At 40.5% G+C, this 19,610-nt stretch carries 12 protein-coding genes; 3 read left to right on the top strand and 9 right to left on the bottom strand.

The window, feature by feature from the left end:
- On the top strand, positions 1-1,075 hold a 1,075-nt coding region (locus VKJ25_RS02600), incomplete at its 5' end, for a tetratricopeptide repeat protein (protein ID WP_324235066.1).
- 330 nt (positions 1,076-1,405) lie between these two features.
- Here VKJ25_RS02600 and VKJ25_RS02605 read toward each other — a convergent pair.
- From VKJ25_RS02605 to VKJ25_RS02625, 5 genes are all read right to left on the bottom strand, one after another.
- Positions 1,406-2,239, bottom strand: a complete 834-nt coding sequence (locus tag VKJ25_RS02605) for an SDR family oxidoreductase (protein WP_324235067.1) — start codon at positions 2,237-2,239, stop codon at positions 1,406-1,408.
- A gap of 412 nt (positions 2,240-2,651) precedes the next feature.
- Positions 2,652-2,975: a thioredoxin gene (gene trxA / locus VKJ25_RS02610; protein WP_324235068.1), complete on the bottom strand. Its 324-nt coding sequence runs from the start codon at positions 2,973-2,975 to the stop codon at positions 2,652-2,654.
- Between the two features lie 98 nt (positions 2,976-3,073).
- Positions 3,074-3,400, bottom strand: a complete 327-nt coding sequence (gene trxA, locus VKJ25_RS02615) for a thioredoxin (protein WP_324235069.1) — start codon at positions 3,398-3,400, stop codon at positions 3,074-3,076.
- A gap of 103 nt (positions 3,401-3,503) precedes the next feature.
- Positions 3,504-3,833, bottom strand: a complete 330-nt coding sequence (gene trxA, locus VKJ25_RS02620) for a thioredoxin (RefSeq protein WP_324235070.1) — start codon at positions 3,831-3,833, stop codon at positions 3,504-3,506.
- A gap of 420 nt (positions 3,834-4,253) precedes the next feature.
- Entirely contained in the window at positions 4,254-4,616 is a 363-nt protein-coding gene (locus VKJ25_RS02625; RefSeq protein WP_324235071.1) for a VOC family protein, read from the bottom strand.
- A gap of 465 nt (positions 4,617-5,081) precedes the next feature.
- Between VKJ25_RS02625 and VKJ25_RS02630 the strand changes: the two genes are divergently transcribed.
- Entirely contained in the window at positions 5,082-6,245 is a 1,164-nt protein-coding gene (locus VKJ25_RS02630) for a GuaB3 family IMP dehydrogenase-related protein (protein WP_324235072.1), read from the top strand.
- 490 nt (positions 6,246-6,735) lie between these two features.
- Positions 6,736-7,980 carry a rod shape-determining protein RodA gene (gene rodA, locus VKJ25_RS02635; protein ID WP_324235073.1) on the top strand — a complete coding sequence of 415 codons (1,245 nt, stop codon included), beginning with the start codon at positions 6,736-6,738 and terminating at the stop codon, positions 7,978-7,980.
- A 508-nt stretch (positions 7,981-8,488) separates the two neighbouring features.
- Here the strand turns inward: rodA and VKJ25_RS02640 are convergent.
- The 4 genes from VKJ25_RS02640 to VKJ25_RS02655 form a co-directional block, all read right to left on the bottom strand.
- A complete protein-coding gene (locus VKJ25_RS02640; protein ID WP_324235074.1) occupies positions 8,489-17,113 on the bottom strand; it encodes a calcium-binding protein in 8,625 nt (2,874 codons plus the stop codon).
- Between the two features lie 155 nt (positions 17,114-17,268).
- Positions 17,269-17,544 (bottom strand): RNA-guided endonuclease InsQ/TnpB family protein, encoded by a 276-nt coding sequence (locus VKJ25_RS02645; protein WP_324235084.1) that lies wholly within the window; start codon positions 17,542-17,544, stop codon positions 17,269-17,271.
- The gene (locus VKJ25_RS02650; RefSeq protein ID WP_324235075.1) at positions 17,514-18,386 is read right to left on the bottom strand and encodes an RNA-guided endonuclease InsQ/TnpB family protein; all 873 of its coding nucleotides are present in this window, start codon (positions 18,384-18,386) and stop codon (positions 17,514-17,516) included. Before VKJ25_RS02650 ends, VKJ25_RS02645 begins: the two co-directional genes overlap by 31 nt.
- A gap of 76 nt (positions 18,387-18,462) precedes the next feature.
- A complete protein-coding gene (locus VKJ25_RS02655; protein ID WP_324235076.1) occupies positions 18,463-19,416 on the bottom strand; it encodes a matrixin family metalloprotease in 954 nt (317 codons plus the stop codon).
- Positions 19,417-19,610: the final 194 nt, after the last annotated feature.

A 19,610-nucleotide genomic window follows, 5' to 3' on the forward strand; every position in this document is an offset into this window, starting at 1 on the left:
TGTAGAGACTACAACTGATGTTGTTGAAGAAAAAGCTGTAGAGACTACAACTGATGTTGTTGAAGAAAAAGCTGTAGAGACTACAACTGATGTTGTTGAAGAAAAATCTGCCGATGCTGCAACTGATGTTGTTGAAGAAAAATCTGCCGATGCTGCAACTGATGTTGTTGAAGAAAAATCTTCAGAAGATACTGTCGCACCAGCAACTACAACTGATGTGGAGGCTGAAAAATCTGCCGATTTATCTATAGAAAATACTATAATACAAACCCTTCAGACTGGTGTTATTAGTTCCCAAGATAGCGCTTCTTACTCCCAACAAGAACAAATTCCGTCTCAGGAGGAATATTCGCAAAAAACCATCGATGATTTAACAAAAACACTCCAACAAAATCCTAATGAACCTCTTCTCTACTATCAGCGAGGTAAAATACTTTCTCAACAGGGAAATTATCAGGAGGCGATCGCTGACTTTACAGAAGGACTTCGACATAATCCCGATGAAGCTGCCGACTATTTCAATCAACGAGGAGTTGCTCATTCCCGTATAGAAAATTATCAAGAAGCACTTGCTGATTTTACTACTGCGATTAAAATAGAGCCTTCTAATCCTAATTTCTGTCATAACAGAGGACGTCTTTATCATGTTATGAAAGATTACAAACTTGCTATTGCAGATTTTACTGTAGTTATAGAAGCTAACCCTAAAGATGCAGATGCTTATAACAATCGAGGTATTTGTCTTTATGAAATTAAGGAATTTTATGGAGCGATCGCCGATTTTACTGAAGCTATTAAGATTAATCCTCAAGATGCAGATGCTTATCATAATCGAGGTATTTCTAATTATGAAATAGGGGATTATCAGCAGGCGATAGACGATTATACAGAGGCTATTAAACTTGAGCCTACAGATGCTAAAACTTATTATAATCGCGGTATGATTCGTTATTTCAATGAAGATTATGAAGGCGGAATAGATGACTTTCAAAAAGCTGCTGAATTTTATCAACAAAAAGGACAAAATGAGGATTATGAGGAAGTAATGAAAATGATGAATAAATTAAATAAATAATTAACAATTCAGCAATCAGCAATTTAGCAAGTCAGCAGTCAGGGAATTTTAACGTAGAATGTCAAAAGCTGATAGCTGAATTAATATCAAATTCGATAGTATCGGTGTAATAAAGAGTCAGGACTTACGCAGAAACCGAGTTTATCAACGAAATCTAGTCGTTTGAACAACAAGATCGCAGTAATAAACCCGGTTTCTTGGTAACATTGCGTAAGGAGATTTGGTAATAGTTGAAAATAGAACATTTTTTTATACCGAATTAGAGAAAACACGGTAGTATTCCGTAGAATCAAATCCCTGTAGGGATTTGGTCTCCAAACCCTGTGCAAGCTAGGAGTTTTCGCTCTTTATAGTGTTTTCGCTCTTTATAGTTTTCATCACAATTAAATCCATATACCATTGAATTATTGGAGCTAATAAACTATGCAACTTCTCTAACAAAGTCATTTCTAAACCTGGAGTAATAACAAAACTATTTTTTCTCATTCCCCGCAATATTTCTCTAGCCATATCTACCGCACTCCATAACCCAGAAGTAGCAGTAATATAATTAGTTTCCAAAGGCTTAGTTTTATTCTCTTCCTCTAATTGTGGTGTATCTGTATCTGGAGGATAAACTACAGAAACAGAAATTCCAGATAACTTTAACTCTCCCCGTAAAGATTCTGCTAAACCTCTAATCGCAAACTTACTAGGACAATAGGGAGTATAACCATAAATTCCAATTAAACCAGCACCAGAAGAAATCATAACTATGTGCCCTTTTTTTTCTGGTTCCATTACTGGCAAAACAGCACGCACAGAATAAAGAGAACCAAAATAATTAATTGCCATTGTTTGTTCAAATATTTCTATTGGTAACTCCCGAAAATAACCAGGATAAGAAATACCCGCAGCAGTAATTAATAAATCAGGAATACCTACTTCTTTTGTAGCTTGGTAAATTGCATTTTCTACTTCTAATCTATTAGCAACATCAGCGGAAATAGTAATAATTTTTTGCTCTAGATTAACCACATGAGTAGTTATTTCAACTTTTGCTACTTCTAATTTTTGAGAATTACGAGCAATAATTGATATATTACTTCCTTCACCAGCTAAAAGTTTAGCTATTTCTTTACCAATGCCACTAGAGCCACCTGTAATGATTGCATGTTTCCACATAAATTTTGAATTTATAGATTATCGGAAACTAAATAGGGTTTGCTGAAAAAAGCAAAGTTGGGAAAGTGTGGGAAATGTGAGCATATCAAATCCTGTGCTACTTAAAATGTTAACTTTTGGCAGCTATTCAATAATTAATAATTAACCATTAATTATTATCTCTTTTTATATAGAAGAGGATTGGGTAAAAGGAATTTTTGTCTTTTTTTGGTAGGCTGGATATGCCCTACTTCAAAGAGCGAGGGCTTTTTCTCCATGAATGGAGAGGCTTTATACCTTAATTTTCGGTATCGAAAACCTCGTACTTTTTAAAAGCCTAAAAATATTGCAGAGCGCGAAAAATACTCGCCATCCTCACCCCACCTCCCCATTACTTTACTTCCCATTTTACTCAAAAAACCATTACCATGGACTATCCAATGTATTTTTCCACAGTGCTAGCCAGTGTACTTTTAGGAACAGCACCCACAACCATATCAACTCTCTGTCCTCCCTTAAAAATCATTAAGGTAGGAATACTACGAATCCCATACTGACTTGCTACATTAGGATTTTCGTCCGTGTTTACTTTAACTACTTTGATTTGTCCTTCAAATTGTTGTGATATTTCTTCAACTACAGGAGCCACCATTTTGCATGGACCGCACCAAGGTGCCCAAAAATCTACTAGAACTGGAAGCTCACTCTCAAGCACTTGTTGGTTAAAACTACTATCAGTTACTGTTAATACTGACATTCCTAAGTAATCCTTAATAATATTGATTTTTCTTGTGTGTAAATACAATGATTTAAAAACTTTCTATATATTCATTACATTATAAAAAATTGTTAAATCTATTTACTGATGTACTTTTCTACAGTATTAGCTAATGTAGTTTTGGGAACAGCACCCACGACCATATCAACTCTTTGTCCTTCCTTAAAAATCATCAAAGTAGGAATACTACGAATTCCATACTGGCTTGCTACATTAGGATTTTCATCCGTATTCAGCTTCAATACTGTTATTTGTCCTTGATATTGCTTTGCTATTTCTTCAACTACAGGAGCCACCATCCTACATGGACCGCACCAAGGTGCCCAAAAATCTACTAGAACTGGAAGCTCACTCTCAAGCACTTGTTGGTTAAAACTACTATCAGTTACTGTTAATACTGACATTCCTAAATTATCCCTATAATATTAAATTTTCTTGTGTGTAAATACAGAGAATGATTTAAAAACTTTCTACTTTCTAGATATTCATTAAAAAAGTTTTGTTCAATCATCCATCCAAATGCTTTTCTAGAGTTTTAGTTAATGTAGTCTTAGGAACAGCACCCACGACCATATCAACTCTTTGACCTGCCTTAAAAATCATCAAAGTAGGAATACTACGAATTCCATACTGGCTTGCTACATTAGGATTTTCGTCCGTGTTCACTTTAACTACTTTGATTTTTCCTTCATATTGAACTGAGATTTCATCGACTACAGGAGTTACCATCCTGCACGGCCCACACCAAGGTGCCCAGAAATCTACTAAAACTGGAAGCTCACTCTCAAGCACTTCTTCCTGGAAACTACTATCGGTTACTGGTTCTGCTGCTGACATTTCTTAATAATCCTTAAATTATTTTTACTTTAGTAAATTAAATTATCCCATTATTTGGTACAGGAGTTAATCAAATTTTTAAGATACCATATTTTTCTAAACTAGATAGATTTTGAAAAATATCCTAAAGCTATATTTTACAATATACCCATAAATAAGGCATGATATTATTTATACAAGGTATCATCTTTTGTATTCTATTCAATCAGAGTATTCATTAATAGGGCAAACTGTGATTAAAGTTTTTTCTGATATTCTCCTCATGTCGCCATACTGGATGAATTAAGTTTTGTACAATTCCTTCACAGCCAATTTTTTACGCCAAATTAAACGCAATAAAAATATTAAGCTGCAGCAAGATGAGTCCATATTATTTAGACTGTAAAAACTAACTACATTTCTAAATGTAAAGTTAGCTGTCTAATTATCAACCACGGTTGCTGGTTCATAGAGATATTCAAACCAATTGCCGTCTAAGTCCTTACCATAGAAAGAAGCGGTACCATCTCGGTGTTCATGGACTGGAGAGACTGGAATTTCTTGGGCTTTGAGCTGTTCATAGGCCATTTCCATCTCTGAGCGATCGCTAAACACAAACCCGAAATGTGGCCCTGCTTGTTCATATCTAGGACTCAAAAGTGCTAGTCCATCATCACCTGCTTTAAGATATGCCCAGTCAAAATCTTTCCAAGCCACTTCCATGCCCAGATTTTTATAGAACTCTACTGCTTGGTTAATGTCTTGGACACAGATAGCCACATGGCCTAATCTTTTTAATTTCATAGCTAACAACTATTAAAAACGACCTAAATAAGCAACTAATATTATCATAAAACTTTCACGATCCAGATATGCTTAAAAATACTTTACTTTTGACTATTGACTTACTAACGACAAGTAGGGATTGCTGAAAAAAGCAGAGTGTGGGAGGAGTAGCAAGTGTGGGAAGAGTGGGAAGAGAGAAAGTAGAATAAATAGTTTGACCTTGTTCGGCTTTTTTGGGAAAAAAATGTATAAAAAAAACACATTTTCTGGCGATCGCTTAAGTGGTTTTACTTAGCTACTATGATATTTTCTTCTTTCTCCCCTGCTGGCTGCTCCCGTCTCCCCACAAGGGTTTCAGGAGTTATGGGTAAGGGATAACTATACTAGATAGGTACTGATAAGTGATAACTGATAACTGAAATGACCAATAACCCTCTTAATTTGATACCCTAACAAAAATCGTTTTGGGAGTTGGAAAAAGCAGTGGATATAATTATTGGACGTGGAAAAGTAGCTCGTAGAGCCTACGGAATTGATGAAATAGCTCTAGCCCCTGGGCAAAAGACAATCGATCCAAGTCTAACAGACACTAGATGGAGCATTGGTGGTATTGAAAAAGAAATACCAATTATTGCTAGTGCCATGGACGGAGTAGTTGATGTCAAAATGGCCGTTCTTTTATCAGAGCTAGGAGCAATGGGAGTCCTCAACTTAGAGGGTATTCAAACTCGCTATGCTAATCCAGTACCAATATTAGAAAAAATTAGCTCTGTGGGTAAAGATGAATTTGTGGGTTTAATGCAGGAACTTTATGCAGCCTCAATCCAGCCAGATTTAATTTCTCAGAGAATTAAAGAAATAAAAAGCCAGGGTGGTATTGCAGCAGTAAGCTTAACTCCTGCTGGAGCAATGAAATATGGAAAAGTAGTGGCTGATGCTGGTGCAGACCTATTCTTTGTTCAGGCCACAGTTGTGTCCACAGCATTTCAGTCACCTGAATCTATGCCTACTCTTGACTTAGTTCAATTTTGTCAAGAAATGCCTATGCCTGTAATTTTGGGTAATTGTGTTACCTATGAAGTGGCTTTAAATTTGATGAAAGCAGGAGCAGCAGGAGTTCTAGTTGGTATTGGCCCTGGTGCAGCTTGTACATCTCGTGGCGTTTTAGGGGTCGGAGTTCCCCAAGCAACAGCAGTTGCAGACTGTGCAGCAGCCCGAAATGATTATTATCAAGTAACTGGAAAATATGTCCCAGTTATTGCTGATGGGGGTTTAGTTACTGGTGGTGATATTTGCAAATGTATTGCCTGTGGTGCTGATAGTGTGATGATTGGTTCACCCATCGCTAGGGCCATTGAAGCACCTGGACGTGGTTATCATTGGGGTATGGCTACTCCTAGTCCAGTATTACCCCGTGGTACTCGGATTCAGGTAGGTACGACTGGAACCATCAAACAAATTATGTGTGGCCCAGCACAATTGGACGATGGTACTCATAATTTGTTGGGCGCTCTCAAGACTAGCATGGGAACTTTGGGTGCTAGGGACTTGAAAGAAATGCAGCAGGTTGAGGTCGTAATTGCTCCTTCCTTATTAACTGAGGGTAAGGTTTATCAAAAAGCCCAAAAATTGGGAATGGGTAAGTAGATTTTCCGGCCTAAGAAAACTTTAAGATGTCTCACACCCTTGAGAAAACTTAAAGTGTGGGTGTTAAAGTTCTAGATTATCCTAGAATTATTTGAAGGAAAATGTCACAATAGAGACAGGAAACAAAAAATATATTTTTTGTTTCTTTCACTCCTCACACCACAACCCGCCCGGACCTTTTTAGTTCGGGCGGTTCCTTTAATCATACATCTCGTAGAACAAAGTGTAATACAAAGTATCAATTCAAAATTCAAAATTCAAAAGTAAGACGAAAGTTATAGCAGTCAATAGGATTTAATGATTCAGTAAGTATTTATGCTTAATATGTCACTTTTGATGTATTAAGTCAAAATTCAAAAGTAAGACGAAAGTTATAGCATAGGTATAGAATTTCACCAAGTAAAAATTAAATTTATGCAGAGAATCGACTCAGGTGGATGTATAAACTATCAGAAATATTCAAAAGTTTAAATTATCTAAACATTACAATATGACTCAAAAATTAGTGTTAAGAAATCGTCGAAAATCACCTCTTTCCCACTGGCAAAATATAGATTTCTCTTTGCTATTGGTATATATAGGAATGACTATCTTTGGCGGAGTTATGATCCAAAGTGTGGAAAGAAATCAGGGTCTAACAGACTGGTTTCAGCATTGGCTGACAGGAGGAGTGGGTTTAATTTTAGCCTTAATTATTGCTCGTTTTCGCTATGAAGTCTTGCTTAACTGGAAATGGGTAATTTATGTTTTGACTAATATTTGCCTAGTTGCTGTACAGTTTATCGGTACTTCAGCTCTAGGGGCACAACGCTGGATTAATGTTGCAGGCTTCCACGTTCAACCTTCGGAATTTGCCAAGGTAGGAGTAATTATTACTTTATCAGCAATACTTTCTACTAAAACTAAGGTAAAAATATTTGACTTTTTTAAGGTTCTTATGATTACAGCAGTTCCCTGGTTATTAGTTTTTTTAGAACCTAATCTGGGTACTTCATTAATATTTGCTGCAATTACTATGGGAATACTTTACTGGGGTAATGTTAATCCTGGATGGTTAATATTACTTATCTCTCCCATATTCTCAGTTGTTCTTTACAGCGTCTATTTCCCCGTTTGGATTGCCTGGATAAGTCTAATGGCCTTTATCGCTTGGCGAACTCTACCTTTGGGTTGGTTATGGACACCTATACTGGCCGGAATTAATATTGCTTCTGCAAGTGTAGGACAAATATTATGGGGTTTGCTCAAGGATTATCAAAAGGATAGATTAACAGGATTTCTGCACCCGGAACAAGACCCTTTGGGTACAGGATATCATTTGATTCAATCTCGAATTGCTATTGGTTCTGGACAACTTTTTGGCAGAGGGTTATATCAAGGTACTCAAACTCAATTGAATTTTATTCCAGAGCAACATACAGATTTTATTTTCTCGGCTATTGGTGAAGAGTTGGGTTTTGTTGGTTGTGTTCTTGTACTCTTGGCTTTTTGGTTTATATGTATGCGTTTGGTGATTATTGCTCAGATTGCTAAAGATAATTTTGGTTCTTTGCTCGCTATTGGAGTATTATCAATGGTAATATTCCAAGTTTTTGTGAATATTGGTATGAATATTGGTCTGGCTCCGGTGACTGGTATCCCCCTACCTTTACTTAGTTATGGGCGATCAGCTTTATTGAGTAATTTTATTGCCCTGGGATTAGTAGAGTCAGTCGCTAATTATAGATCTAAATAGGGTTTGCTGAAAAAACAGAGTGTGGAAAGTATGGGGAGGGTGGGAAGACAGAGAAAGCAAGAATAATAATTGTTCCTTGATTTTTCTGCCATAGTAATATCACTGAACTCCCCCCCCCGCAAAATGTACTATAAAACTCTGAAACCCTTATCAATCATAGAAAAGAGCTATCGCCTTTTCTGGACGTAGATATGTAATTCTGTAATATTTATTAACAAAGACTCACAGGGAATATCTGCTAAAATATAATCATGTATTTCGACTCACGCTCACCACAACACAAAGTGTTAGATTTACTAGATAATTTAACAATTTATTTATATTGTACCCAGTAAATAGGGGTGGACAATTCGACCTATCTCTTGTACAGCATACATTATGGCGTTTTGTCAAAGGGGAAGTTCAGTTATACCATCAGAAAAGAGCGAAAAATCTTAGTTGGTAGAGGGTTTGGAGACCAAACCCCTATAGGGACTGAATGCTACCGATACTACCGGATTTGATATCATTAATGGATACTGAGATTCAAATCCTCCAGGGTTATAGACTCAGCATCAATGCCTTCTAAAATGGCGACTATTTCACCATTTAGCTTGAGAACCGCACCAGATTCGCCAGTTTCTATTTCTAAGCGATCTAAAGTGACGCTACTATCCTCAACGATTAATTCTATGGAGTCGATACCTGGCACAAAGTCGGTAATCAGGTTGTTGCTAGCATCTGCTGTCAAGATAAAACTATCTCTGCCACTACCTCCAGTGAGGGTATTATCGCCGATACCGCCATTAATAGTATCGTTACCTTTGTCTCCCCATAGTACATCGTCTCCTTCTCCTCCCTCTATTAGATCATCTCCTTTTCCACCATGTTGAGTGTCGTTTCCTTTCCCTCCCTGGATAATATCGTTGCCTCGATTGCCGTTGATAATATCGTTTCCTTCTCCTCCGTAAATAAGGTCATTGTTGTTAGCACTACCAGATACATTTTCGTTGTCGCCGTATATGGTATCGTTACCTTGTTGGCCAAATAGGGTATCTGAACCGAGATCGCCGTAGATGAGGTCGTTACCGTTTTCGCCGTTAATGACATCGTTGTCTTTGCCACCATGAACGGTATCGTCACCGAGGCCAGATTCAACTATATCCCTGCCTCGGTTGGCGACTATGAAATCGTGACCGCCGAAACTGCTTATCCTATCGTCGCGATCGCTGCCTAAATGTTGATCGCTTTCTGCTTCACCGATGACGACATTAGCGATCACTTGTTGCTGTCGAAGGATGATTGCTTCAGGACTGAGTAGAGGTATCGTCGGTAGTGAAGCGACTGCTTGTAGCTGACTGATTGAGCTTTCCCTGGATGCTGATTCAATAATGACTGTATATATTTCTTTACTGTCAATGGTTCCTTCTTCTACGGGAATCTCGCCTTCTGATTCTGATTCGGGATTTTCCGTAACCGACTCATCATCTTCTGAGTTAGGATTTGCCGTAACTGACTCATCATCTTCTGATTCTGAGTTGGGATTTTCATTCACCGACTCATTATTTTCTGATTCTAAGTTGGGGTTTTCAGTAACCGACTCATTATTTTCTGATTCTAAGTTAGGGTTTTCAGTAACCGACTCATTATCTTCTGATTCTGAGTTAGGATTTTCAGTCACTGACTCATTATCTTCTGACTCTAAGTTGGGGTTTTCAGTCACTGACTCATCATCTTCTGATTCTGAGTCAGGATTTTCTGCTACCGACTCATCATTTTCTGATTCTAAGTTGGGATTTTCAGTAACCGACTCATTATTTTCTGATTCTGAGTTAGGATTTTCTGATTCTAAGTTAGGATTTTCAGTAACCGACTCATTATCTTCTGATTCTGAGTTAGGATTTTCACCACTCGACTCGCCATCTTTTGGCTGTTCGGACTTTGTTTCTTCCTCCTCCTCTTGAGTTGGCAACTCAGGTGTTGTATCTGGAATAACAGCTATTTCAGGTAACACAAACTCTGACACATCAGCATTTTCATCCTTGAGAATAGCTAAAACTTCTCCGGTGGGTTTGTAAGTAATAATAGTATCCCCAGTTTCCGAGTCCGTCTCCAAAGAAATGTCTTTATTCTTCAAACCATCAATATAAGTGAGGGTGTCCTTGCGTTCGTCATAGTTATAAATAATATCTAGCCCACGACCAACTCCTAAAACAAAGGTATCGCGACCAGAACCACCATACAAACGATCGCTACCCAAACCACCATCCAAAACATTATTGCCAGACTTGGCAACTAAAGTATCTTCTCCCTCGCCTCCGAAGAGTTCGTCGTTACCGCTATCTCCTAATAATAGATCGTCGCCCTCTTCCCCATCAATGGTATCGTTGCCCGCATCGCCTCCCAGCAAATCGTTGCCAAGACCGCCATTAATAACGTCAGCGCCAGCACCGCCGGAGATTCCATCGTTACCGGCCTCCCCTTCTAATAAATCGTTATTCGCATCCCCAGCTATTTCGTCGTTCCCAGCTCCACCTTTAACACTATCTTTACCTGAACCTGCATTAATAAGGTCGTTATTATCTCCACCGATAACCGAGTCATCCCCCGAACCGCTTTTGATACTATCGTTACCGCTACCACCGTCAATCACATCATCGCCCTGGCGACCATCGATATAGTCTGAACCGCCTAAACCGTTAATGGCATTATTACTTTGACCGCCGATGAGTATGTCGTCAAACTCAGAACCCTCTTGGTCTTCATCGGAGTTATTATTTTTGCCTTGGTTGTTGCCCTGGTTAGAGTTACCCGAATCAGAAGATTGATTGCCATTGCCATTACTTCCCTGATTAGAGTTACCCGAATCAGAAGATTGATTGCCATTGCCATTACTTCCCTGGTTGCCTGTGGTCGGTGCTTCTTCGGGACTACCTTGGGTATCTCGCTGGACTCCTGGTATGTTACCTGGTTGTGGGTCGCGAGGAGAACCCTGTTGTTCCCCCCAGAGGTCGTCTTTTTGGGTTACTAGACCGAGTTCGCCGTAGGGTTCGGTTAAATTGCGATCGCTACCACTTGCTTGGCCCAACTCAAAGAGAAACTCGACGACATGAGGAGAAGGGGAACGGACTATGGTTGGCTGACCGAAGGGACTGAAAGGAACTAGGAAACTGTTAAACTCCCCAGACCAGTCAAATAGACGATCGCCTCCAGTATTAGCAATCATTACATCTAAACCACCTCCACCGTAGGCAAAATCGGCATCGGCAAATTCTGGTTCGTCGGGACTATTATTCAAACCATCGTTGCTGTCGTGGTTGTCATCAGCATTTAACAAGTCGTCACCTAAACCACCAAACATCCTATCGTTGCTGGTTCCGCCTACCAACCAGTCGTTACCTAAATCTCCAAAAATGCGGTCTTTACCGTCATCTATCTTTTCACCTGCTGCATCAGTTGCCTCAAAGTTCAGTAAGAAATCTTCTATTTTCACTCGTGGGTTCTCAGCGTCGTAAGCAAAGAACTTGCGAGATGCAGGATCGTAAGCCAAAGGATTAAAGTCACTTACTGGATCGGCATTGTAGAAGTTAGCGAGAGCTTCTGCACCAGAAATCGCGTCGTCTGCTGCTCCGCCGTGGAGGAAGTCATCGCCCAAACCGCCGTAAATAACATCGTTGCCGCCAGATTCAAAAGCGAGCAAACGGGCTTGTTTGTTAAGACGTTCGCTAATATTGATAACCGCTCCAATAAACGGTCCTGGCAAATTAATACTACTTTGCTGAGTTACTACGTCGATACCGTAGAGGGTCTCTTCTTTACCGTTGCGGTTGATGAAAATGAAACCATCATCCCCCAAAATACCATCTTCCCCAGTACCGCCATAAATGCGGTCATGTCCGATGCCGCCCATAATATTGTCATCCTGAGCGTTGCCGAAAATTACGTCGTTACCAGTCATGCCATAAATTTCATCATCCCCGGCCTCACCGTAAATCAAATCATCTGCTCCCAAGTTAGCGTTACCGCCAGGAATGTAATCCATCAGTTCCACCGCCCTAGGTACAAGTCGCTGAGAATCACTATAAATGTCGTAAGTAAATGTTAGATACGCCCCGCTATCCGTGCCGTTAGTCCCAACTATACGATAAATATTGCCATTGTCACCAATGATTACATCACTATCCCGACTATGACCTTCCTCAGATTGGTCGCCGAAATCATTCCGTTCTGTTTGCAGACCAGAACCACCAAAGATTAAATCTTTACCTGCCGGACGTTTTTCAGAGGTATCATTACCGAAAAGACTAGAACTGTCCCCAATAATGTCGTCGCGACCAGAGTTACCAAATATCAGGTCTTCATCACCACCGCCTTCAATATAATCATCGCCATCACTATCTGCGCTCACCGATGGATTTGTAGCGCTTATAGTTTCATCAATAGAACTATCACCCTGGATTTTATCTTTACCTAGTTGACCCAAGATAATGTCATTGTCAGCACCACCAGCAATAATATCCGCCCCAAACTTATTCGCATCAGTAGTTCTCGTGTGGTCTAATAACTGAATATCCCGTTCAGTTTTAGCATCAGGGTTGCCTTGTGCTTCGTCTGTAACTAAGGCATTACCTTGCGCATCGTAAATAACATCACCACTAAGACTCCTCATTCGGGGACTGAGGGCATCAGGACGTCGTAATATCGAAGCATTATCACCAGCTATCGCATCGTCCTCCTCGCCACCATCAATGTAATCAGTCTCATCGTGACCACCAGCGACGTTGTGACCGCCAATAATATCGTCTTCGCCACCGTCGCCATACAAAGTATCCTCTCCCTGCTGACCTAAAATAATGTCGTCGCCCTCATCCCCGTGGATTAGTTCATTCCCACCCTCATCTGCGGTTAAAATATCGATTGCTGTAAATGTAAATGGTGGCTTTGCCTGGTTAAGCGGTAATGCTGCTAGGTCAATAACTCCTTCTGCTTTCCCGTGGTCGCCGAATACTAAATCTTGGTCAGCACCAGCGTGTATTTCATCGCCCTTGGTTCCGCCAAAAAGCATATCGTTACCGTTACCACCATATATAAAGTCGCGATGACCAGCAGTTGGGTTTTTAGTCGAGACTAAGTTGAGCGTATTGATATCGCCATCAATGGTATAGTCTAATTTACCGTTATCGCCCAAACCAATATCCTTGCCTTCTCCTCCTTGGATGGTATCGATCCCAAAACCACCGATGAGGGCATCGTCGTCTTTATTGCCTTCAATGCTATCGTCTCCTCCGTCTGTCGGGAAAATAGTTGCAATTTTTTCTGTTGCCTCATTTTCGTTGCGGATAATTTTGGCGTTATCGCCGACAACTATATCATTTCCAACATTACCGCTCAAGAGATCGCCACCAACCCCAGTAGTGTCCTTACCACCGGAACCACCAAGAATAATATCGTCGCCCTCATTTCCGCTGATGGTATCCTCTCCTCCCAAAGTTGGAGACTGACTGATAATATCGTTAGCTTCTTCACTGCCGTCATTCTTGACAACCCGACCGTTGTCTCCCAAAATAATATCCTTATCTGCATTTCCTGCTATTATGTCATCACCGAAACCACCTATGAGCATATCGTCCCCCGCGTTCCCCTTAATACTGTCGTTACCGCCGACGTCTTCAGCAATGGTAGTAGTCCGCTCGACGATATTCTCTGCATTTCTCTGGATATAGGCATGGTCTCCCGCTGCCACATCCTCGCCTTCATTACCAGAGATAGTGTCGCTACCGTCCCCACCAATGAGAATGTCGTCGCCTTCGTTACCTTCGATGTAATCCTCTCCATTATTACCAGGGAATGTAGAGAAGACATCGTTAGCTTCTGCGCTGCCGTCATCCCTAACTACAACACCGTTATCGCCCAAAACTATATCCCGGTCTTGGTTGCCAGATATACTATCGTTACCAGCACCACCTAAGATTGCATCTTCGCCTTCGTTACCTTTGATGTTATCGTTACCGCCCGATGCTGGTTCCGTAGTTTCGATTCTCGTTACTTGACCATCAACAAAAGCAATTTTACCATTATCGCCCAAGAGAATATCTTCGTCGGATGCTTCTTCTCTCACAGCGATCGATGCGGCATAAGCTCCGTGCATAGTATCATCACCCGCACCACCAAAGGCAATATCGTCGCCACTACTTGCTATAATCTCATCATTACCACCAAATTCTGGATCGATAGTTTCAATGGTTTTAAACTGATATTCTTCGATAATCGCGCGACCGCCGTCACCGAAAAGAACATCTTTGCCACTGAGTTCATTATTCTCAGTTTCGTCACCAATAATCAAATCCTCACCAGCGCCACCGAAAGCGATATCGTCTTCGGAACCACCATCAATAGTATCATTGCCATCAGTTGCCATATCTACTTCAGTAACTATCGTGGTATCTCCGGCATTACCACTGTCACCAAAGAGGATATCATTACCCTGCTGACCGATTACTTTGTCGTTCCCAGCGTTACCAAATATCAAATCGGCGTCCCCTTCTCCTTCGAGCAAATCATTATCATCATCGCCGTAAATGGTATCAGTACCAAAACCACCTTTAACTGTATCATCCCCAGCGTTACCATGAATGTAATCGCTGCCATTTTCTCCGTAAATCAGATCGCTATCTTCACCACCAGAAATAGTATCTCGTCCTCCTTCACGAGGCAAAGGTGCAACTCGCGTACCATCAACTTCAAATTCGGAATCGCCCCAAATCTCATCTTCCCCACTATTACCCTCAATTAAATCGGCATCAATACCACCGCCGATTAAATCTGTTCCGCCTTCACCATAAATCGTATCCTTGCCTTCTCCACCGACAATCGTATCTGCTGCCTCAGTTCCCGCTGGAGCATTAGTTCTCGTATCTATTTCATCATAGGAAGAGTCGCCCCAAATAATATCGTTGCCCTCACCCCCATCTATATAATCTATGTTGCCACCGCCACCGATGGTATCATCGCCTGCACCACCATAAATTGTATCCTGACCAGGATTACCACTATCACCGCTGAGGATATCCGCTCCCTCACCTCCATCAACAAAGTCTTCTCCACCGCCACCAGTTATATGGTCTGTACCTTTACCGCCCAGGAGGCTATCGCTGCCACCGCCACCATGAACAGTATCGTCGCCCAAACCACCGATAACAGTAATATTACTGTTATCTGAACCCCGGAAATCTACAAAATCGTTACCCGGACCAGCATCTATTTCTACTGGAATGCTAACGTTATTAAATACTAATACGTCATCACCCTCCCCGCTTTCGACTACAATATTAGTTACATCTTTATAGGTTTGGGTGTTGCCAAAGGAGGAAACAATTATATTTCCACCTTCTTGACGAATAGTAAAGTTTTCGGCTGCATCCTCAGTATTTTGATGGAGGCGATCGCCTGCAAAGTTACCCGCATTCAACCGCAACTCACCACCACCGATTTGGCTTGCCAATACTTCTGGGCGTTCCATTGTCAAGTCAAAATCTAGTAGGGGTATCGACGGTCCGATTTGTCCTTCCTTCTTAAAACTAAATAATACCTCAATAAACCACTTTAACTTAGCTTCCACCTTACCACTGACATCAAAGACTGCGGTAATAGGATTTTCCGTCAAGAAGTTACCACCGCTGTTAGCTCCCAAGTATATATTGTTTAAAATCTCCTCAATACGGACTCGGCCATCAGCATCGGGATCATTTAAGTTAAAATCAATATTAGCATAAACACCGCCAGTAACTCCAAATTTTGCAACTGCCAGATTTATCAGCGCTCCTGCATATAAACCGCCAGACAAAACTAATTCCGGAACGTCAGCACCGCTGCCATCAGGGTTGGCGCCATCACTGACATAAAAACCTCGGAGAATATCTAAAGGATATTCGTAATCAGTTTCAGCAAATTTCTGGATACCGTAAGTGTCGAAACCGAAAGCCAAATCGATGCTCGCACCAATACCTCCACCAATCCTGCCCCACAGAGGTCCAAAAATTGGGAAATCTTGAACGTATTCAAATTGGAAGTCCAGAGGCTCCATATCGTAGGTCACTAAAACCGCCGGCTGCCCTAACAATAAACCGAATACCTGGGACGGATCGTTGAGAATCGGGAAGTCAAAAGCACCATATTTGTTATTTTTTAACCCTTCTAGTAGACTTTTAGTGCCACCACTGGTCTCGTCAATAAATCCATCAATACCATCTGTTTGTTGCAGGTCAACTCCTGGGAAATCCTTAACATCCTCAATATTGCCTATCTGGTCTAGATAATTAAAACCTGAGTTACTGCTAGACCTACGGACTGTTCCCCCCGCTCCTTCTGATTGTCCTACTAATTCTAAATCACCCAGGGGAATGAGTAAATTTTCTGTATTTTCGGGGATGGCATTGATTAATTCAACAATGGCAGCGATATCTCGAATCATTCCCACTTCGGCGTAACCGAAAGCTTCGGCTAAATCTAATAAGCTAATATCTTTGCCTGCCAAATCTGAAATCACCGGAATGGGGTCGGTTATAGCGTCAATAACTGGTTCAATGGGTTTAGTTACTTTTTTAACCTCTTCGGCAACTGGACCCAAAAAGTCGGAAATAAACGAACCCAAGTCTAAGTTAACGTTGTTAAAGGCGACAGTTTCTAAAGTTGCAAAATCTTTATTATCCTCAGATAAATTGCTCGCATCAAAATTCCAGACTAAATCGAAGTCGCTGACAATACCGGGGAATACTCCCGATAATTCTGGTTTGCCAAAAAGGTCGCCATTCACTGAAGCAGTTAAATCGAGATTAACGTCGGCGCCACCGGTGAGACTGGGAGCAAATTCTAGTTTAGCCATTTCAAATAATCCGACTTCATTGGGATTATCGCTACCTTTTGGCTTCGATAAATCAATATCGAAACTAGCATTAAATTGGGTTTTGTCGCCTCCCTCTTCTTTATTATCCTCAATTTCTAATTTCAAAAATGCCAAGCTACCAGTTAGTTTGGAATCAGGAATAGCCAGATTGAGATCGACTTCTAATTCTGGATTTTCTTCCTCATCGTTGAGGATAAAGTAAAATCCTTGTTGCTCATTTAAACCGAAACCTAAATCTAATTCCCAATCCAAATCTAATTCGACGTTACCGTTCTACTAAACTTACCCAAACTTACCCATGGTAGAATTGCATGAGCTTTGGAGCTAGCTTCCTGTTTCACTGAAGACCACTGACTATTGTCTGCAACTTATCTTCTCCACAGGCTTAAAATCGCTTGGAACTCAAGCTACTTCTTCACATAGTTTTCTAGGTTGACAGCAGCATTAAAGTCTCTGTCTGCTTCAAAACCACAGCTGCTACATTTGTAAGTCCTCACACTCAATGGCATTTTCTGTTTGTACCCACAGTGAGAACATGTCTGAGAACTTGGATAAAATCTATCTGCTATCACTAGCTGGCTTCCATACCACTCGCACTTGTATGTCAGTTGACGCTTGAACTCATAAAAGCCACAGTCTGCTATCGCACTTGCTAATTTATGATCTCTTGGTCGATTGGATATGGCGAGGAGACCTCGCCATCCCTCGACCGCTTTTTGAGCATTCCACTTACATTCAAATCTTCTATCACTATGGTGCTGTGGTTTTTAGCTAGCCATGTTGTTAGTTTATGTAGTGCATCTGCTCTGATATCAGCTACTTTTTTGTGAAGTTTCCCTAATCTTTTTACGGCTTTCCTTCTGTTTTTAGAGCCTGACTCTTTTTTGTTTACACTGCGTTGGTAACGAGTTAATCGCTTTTTAGCTTGTTTGTAGGCTTTAACATTGTCAAATCTTGTTCCATCACTACAAGTTGCTAGAGCATTTATACCAACATCTACACCAATAATATCTTGTTCTTTTGTACTAGGGTTAGGCTGCTCGTCATATTTAAAACTTATATACCAATTATCGGCACGTTTTGATATAGTAACGTTTTTTAATGGTACAGAAGGTAAGATTTCATAAGTTTTTACTATTCCTATTCTGGGTAGTTTTATATAGTTTCCTTTCAGAATTTTAATGCTTCCTTCTAAATAGAAACTATCTTTTTTCCCTTTTTTCTTAAAGTTCGGAAATCCATGTTTAGGAACAGTTAAAAAGTTTTTAAATGCTCTATCTAAATCTCTTAAGGCTTGCTGGGGGGAACACTTTGATACTTCATAATACCAGGGATTTTCACTTTTAACTTCAGCCACCAAACGTTTATGCAAAGTGATAGCACTAGGGCGTTTTTTGGTGCTTTTGTATTCCGCAATACAAGTTGCCAATCCCCAGTTATAAGCATGACGAGCGACACCCGCGTGTTTAGCAAGTATGGTTTTTTGTTTATTATTAACTTTTAATTTAGTCTTGATTGATCGCATTTCAATTTATTGGCCACCTCATTTTTATAGTTAAATTTGTTAGACATAAATCTAGTATATCATAGTAAATGTCTATTTATGTTAAACTTTGTCTAATTATTTTAATACTGTTGATAGCCCCACCGTCTTTCAATAAACCAGGAATAGAAGCTAATAATTGATTGCCCAAATCTTCGCTGTAACTATCTAGTTCCTCAGCTAGTTTATTGAGACCACTAACTAAAGCATTTTTCACACCATCACCCACTACCAGATTGTGAGGCAGGAGCAACTCTTCTTCTGGGATAAACTCAATCCCTATCGCATCCCTAGGCAAGCGGCGATCGCCCACACCCAAAGAACCACTCATCAACTCCCCTTGTATAGTCGAGTCGTCAAGTCCCAAAACATGACCTAACTCGTGACTTAACACTGACAACAAGTCAATTTTGCCCTCAGCAGGACTACCTTCCTCCGCCTTTAAACCCGTAGCAGACAGGCCGAACTCTGTATCCTCCCATGGAGTTTCATCGATAAACCAACCGTAACCAGCCGCCGTGGAGTCAATAATAACCTTGTTTCTCTCAACCTGTCCCAAAATTGCTCCTGGCAAATCTGCAACCTGGAAGACCACCTCATCCCAATTTACCGGTAGCGATCGCCCTAACTCTGTTTCAGACCATTTATCTATAGCCTCTTCAGCAATTTTGCTTATATCTCCGACCTCTAGAGACCTAGGTATGGCTGGCATTCCTAGCAGGCGATCGCCCTCCAACTCTTGCCCCCTCATTAAAGAGTCTTCAGAAACGCCCAAAATATCTGTATCGCTGGATATCTCTAATTCCTCAGCCATAATTTCCACTTCCAGCCAATCTCCTGGTCCATAACCAGAAATTTCTCTGGGTAGTAAATTCTCTGAATCTCTTACTATTAGAGGAATATTGCTTCCTATATCCCCCCTTTGAGGAAGTAATGTATTTAATAGATCGGTATCTTCACCATTAATTGGCCAACCTTGACTGAGGTTATTGTTAGTAATTTCGATATCCATGATGCACCCATTTATTAGTTAATAATACTTTAGTGTTCCCTACAAAGCATTATTTTCTATCTTACTTAATAAAATCAGGACTTACACGGGAGCCACCATATCTAGTAGGGGGGCCGTTAACCCCTACATATTGTGTATGATTTAATCTTTTGCATAAGTCCTGCTAATTTTTTTGAGGTCTGGTCATTTAATGG

The sequence above is a fragment of the Okeania sp. genome (genome assembly GCF_035285525.1).
In the GTDB taxonomy this organism is placed as follows: domain Bacteria; phylum Cyanobacteriota; class Cyanobacteriia; order Cyanobacteriales; family Microcoleaceae; genus Trichodesmium.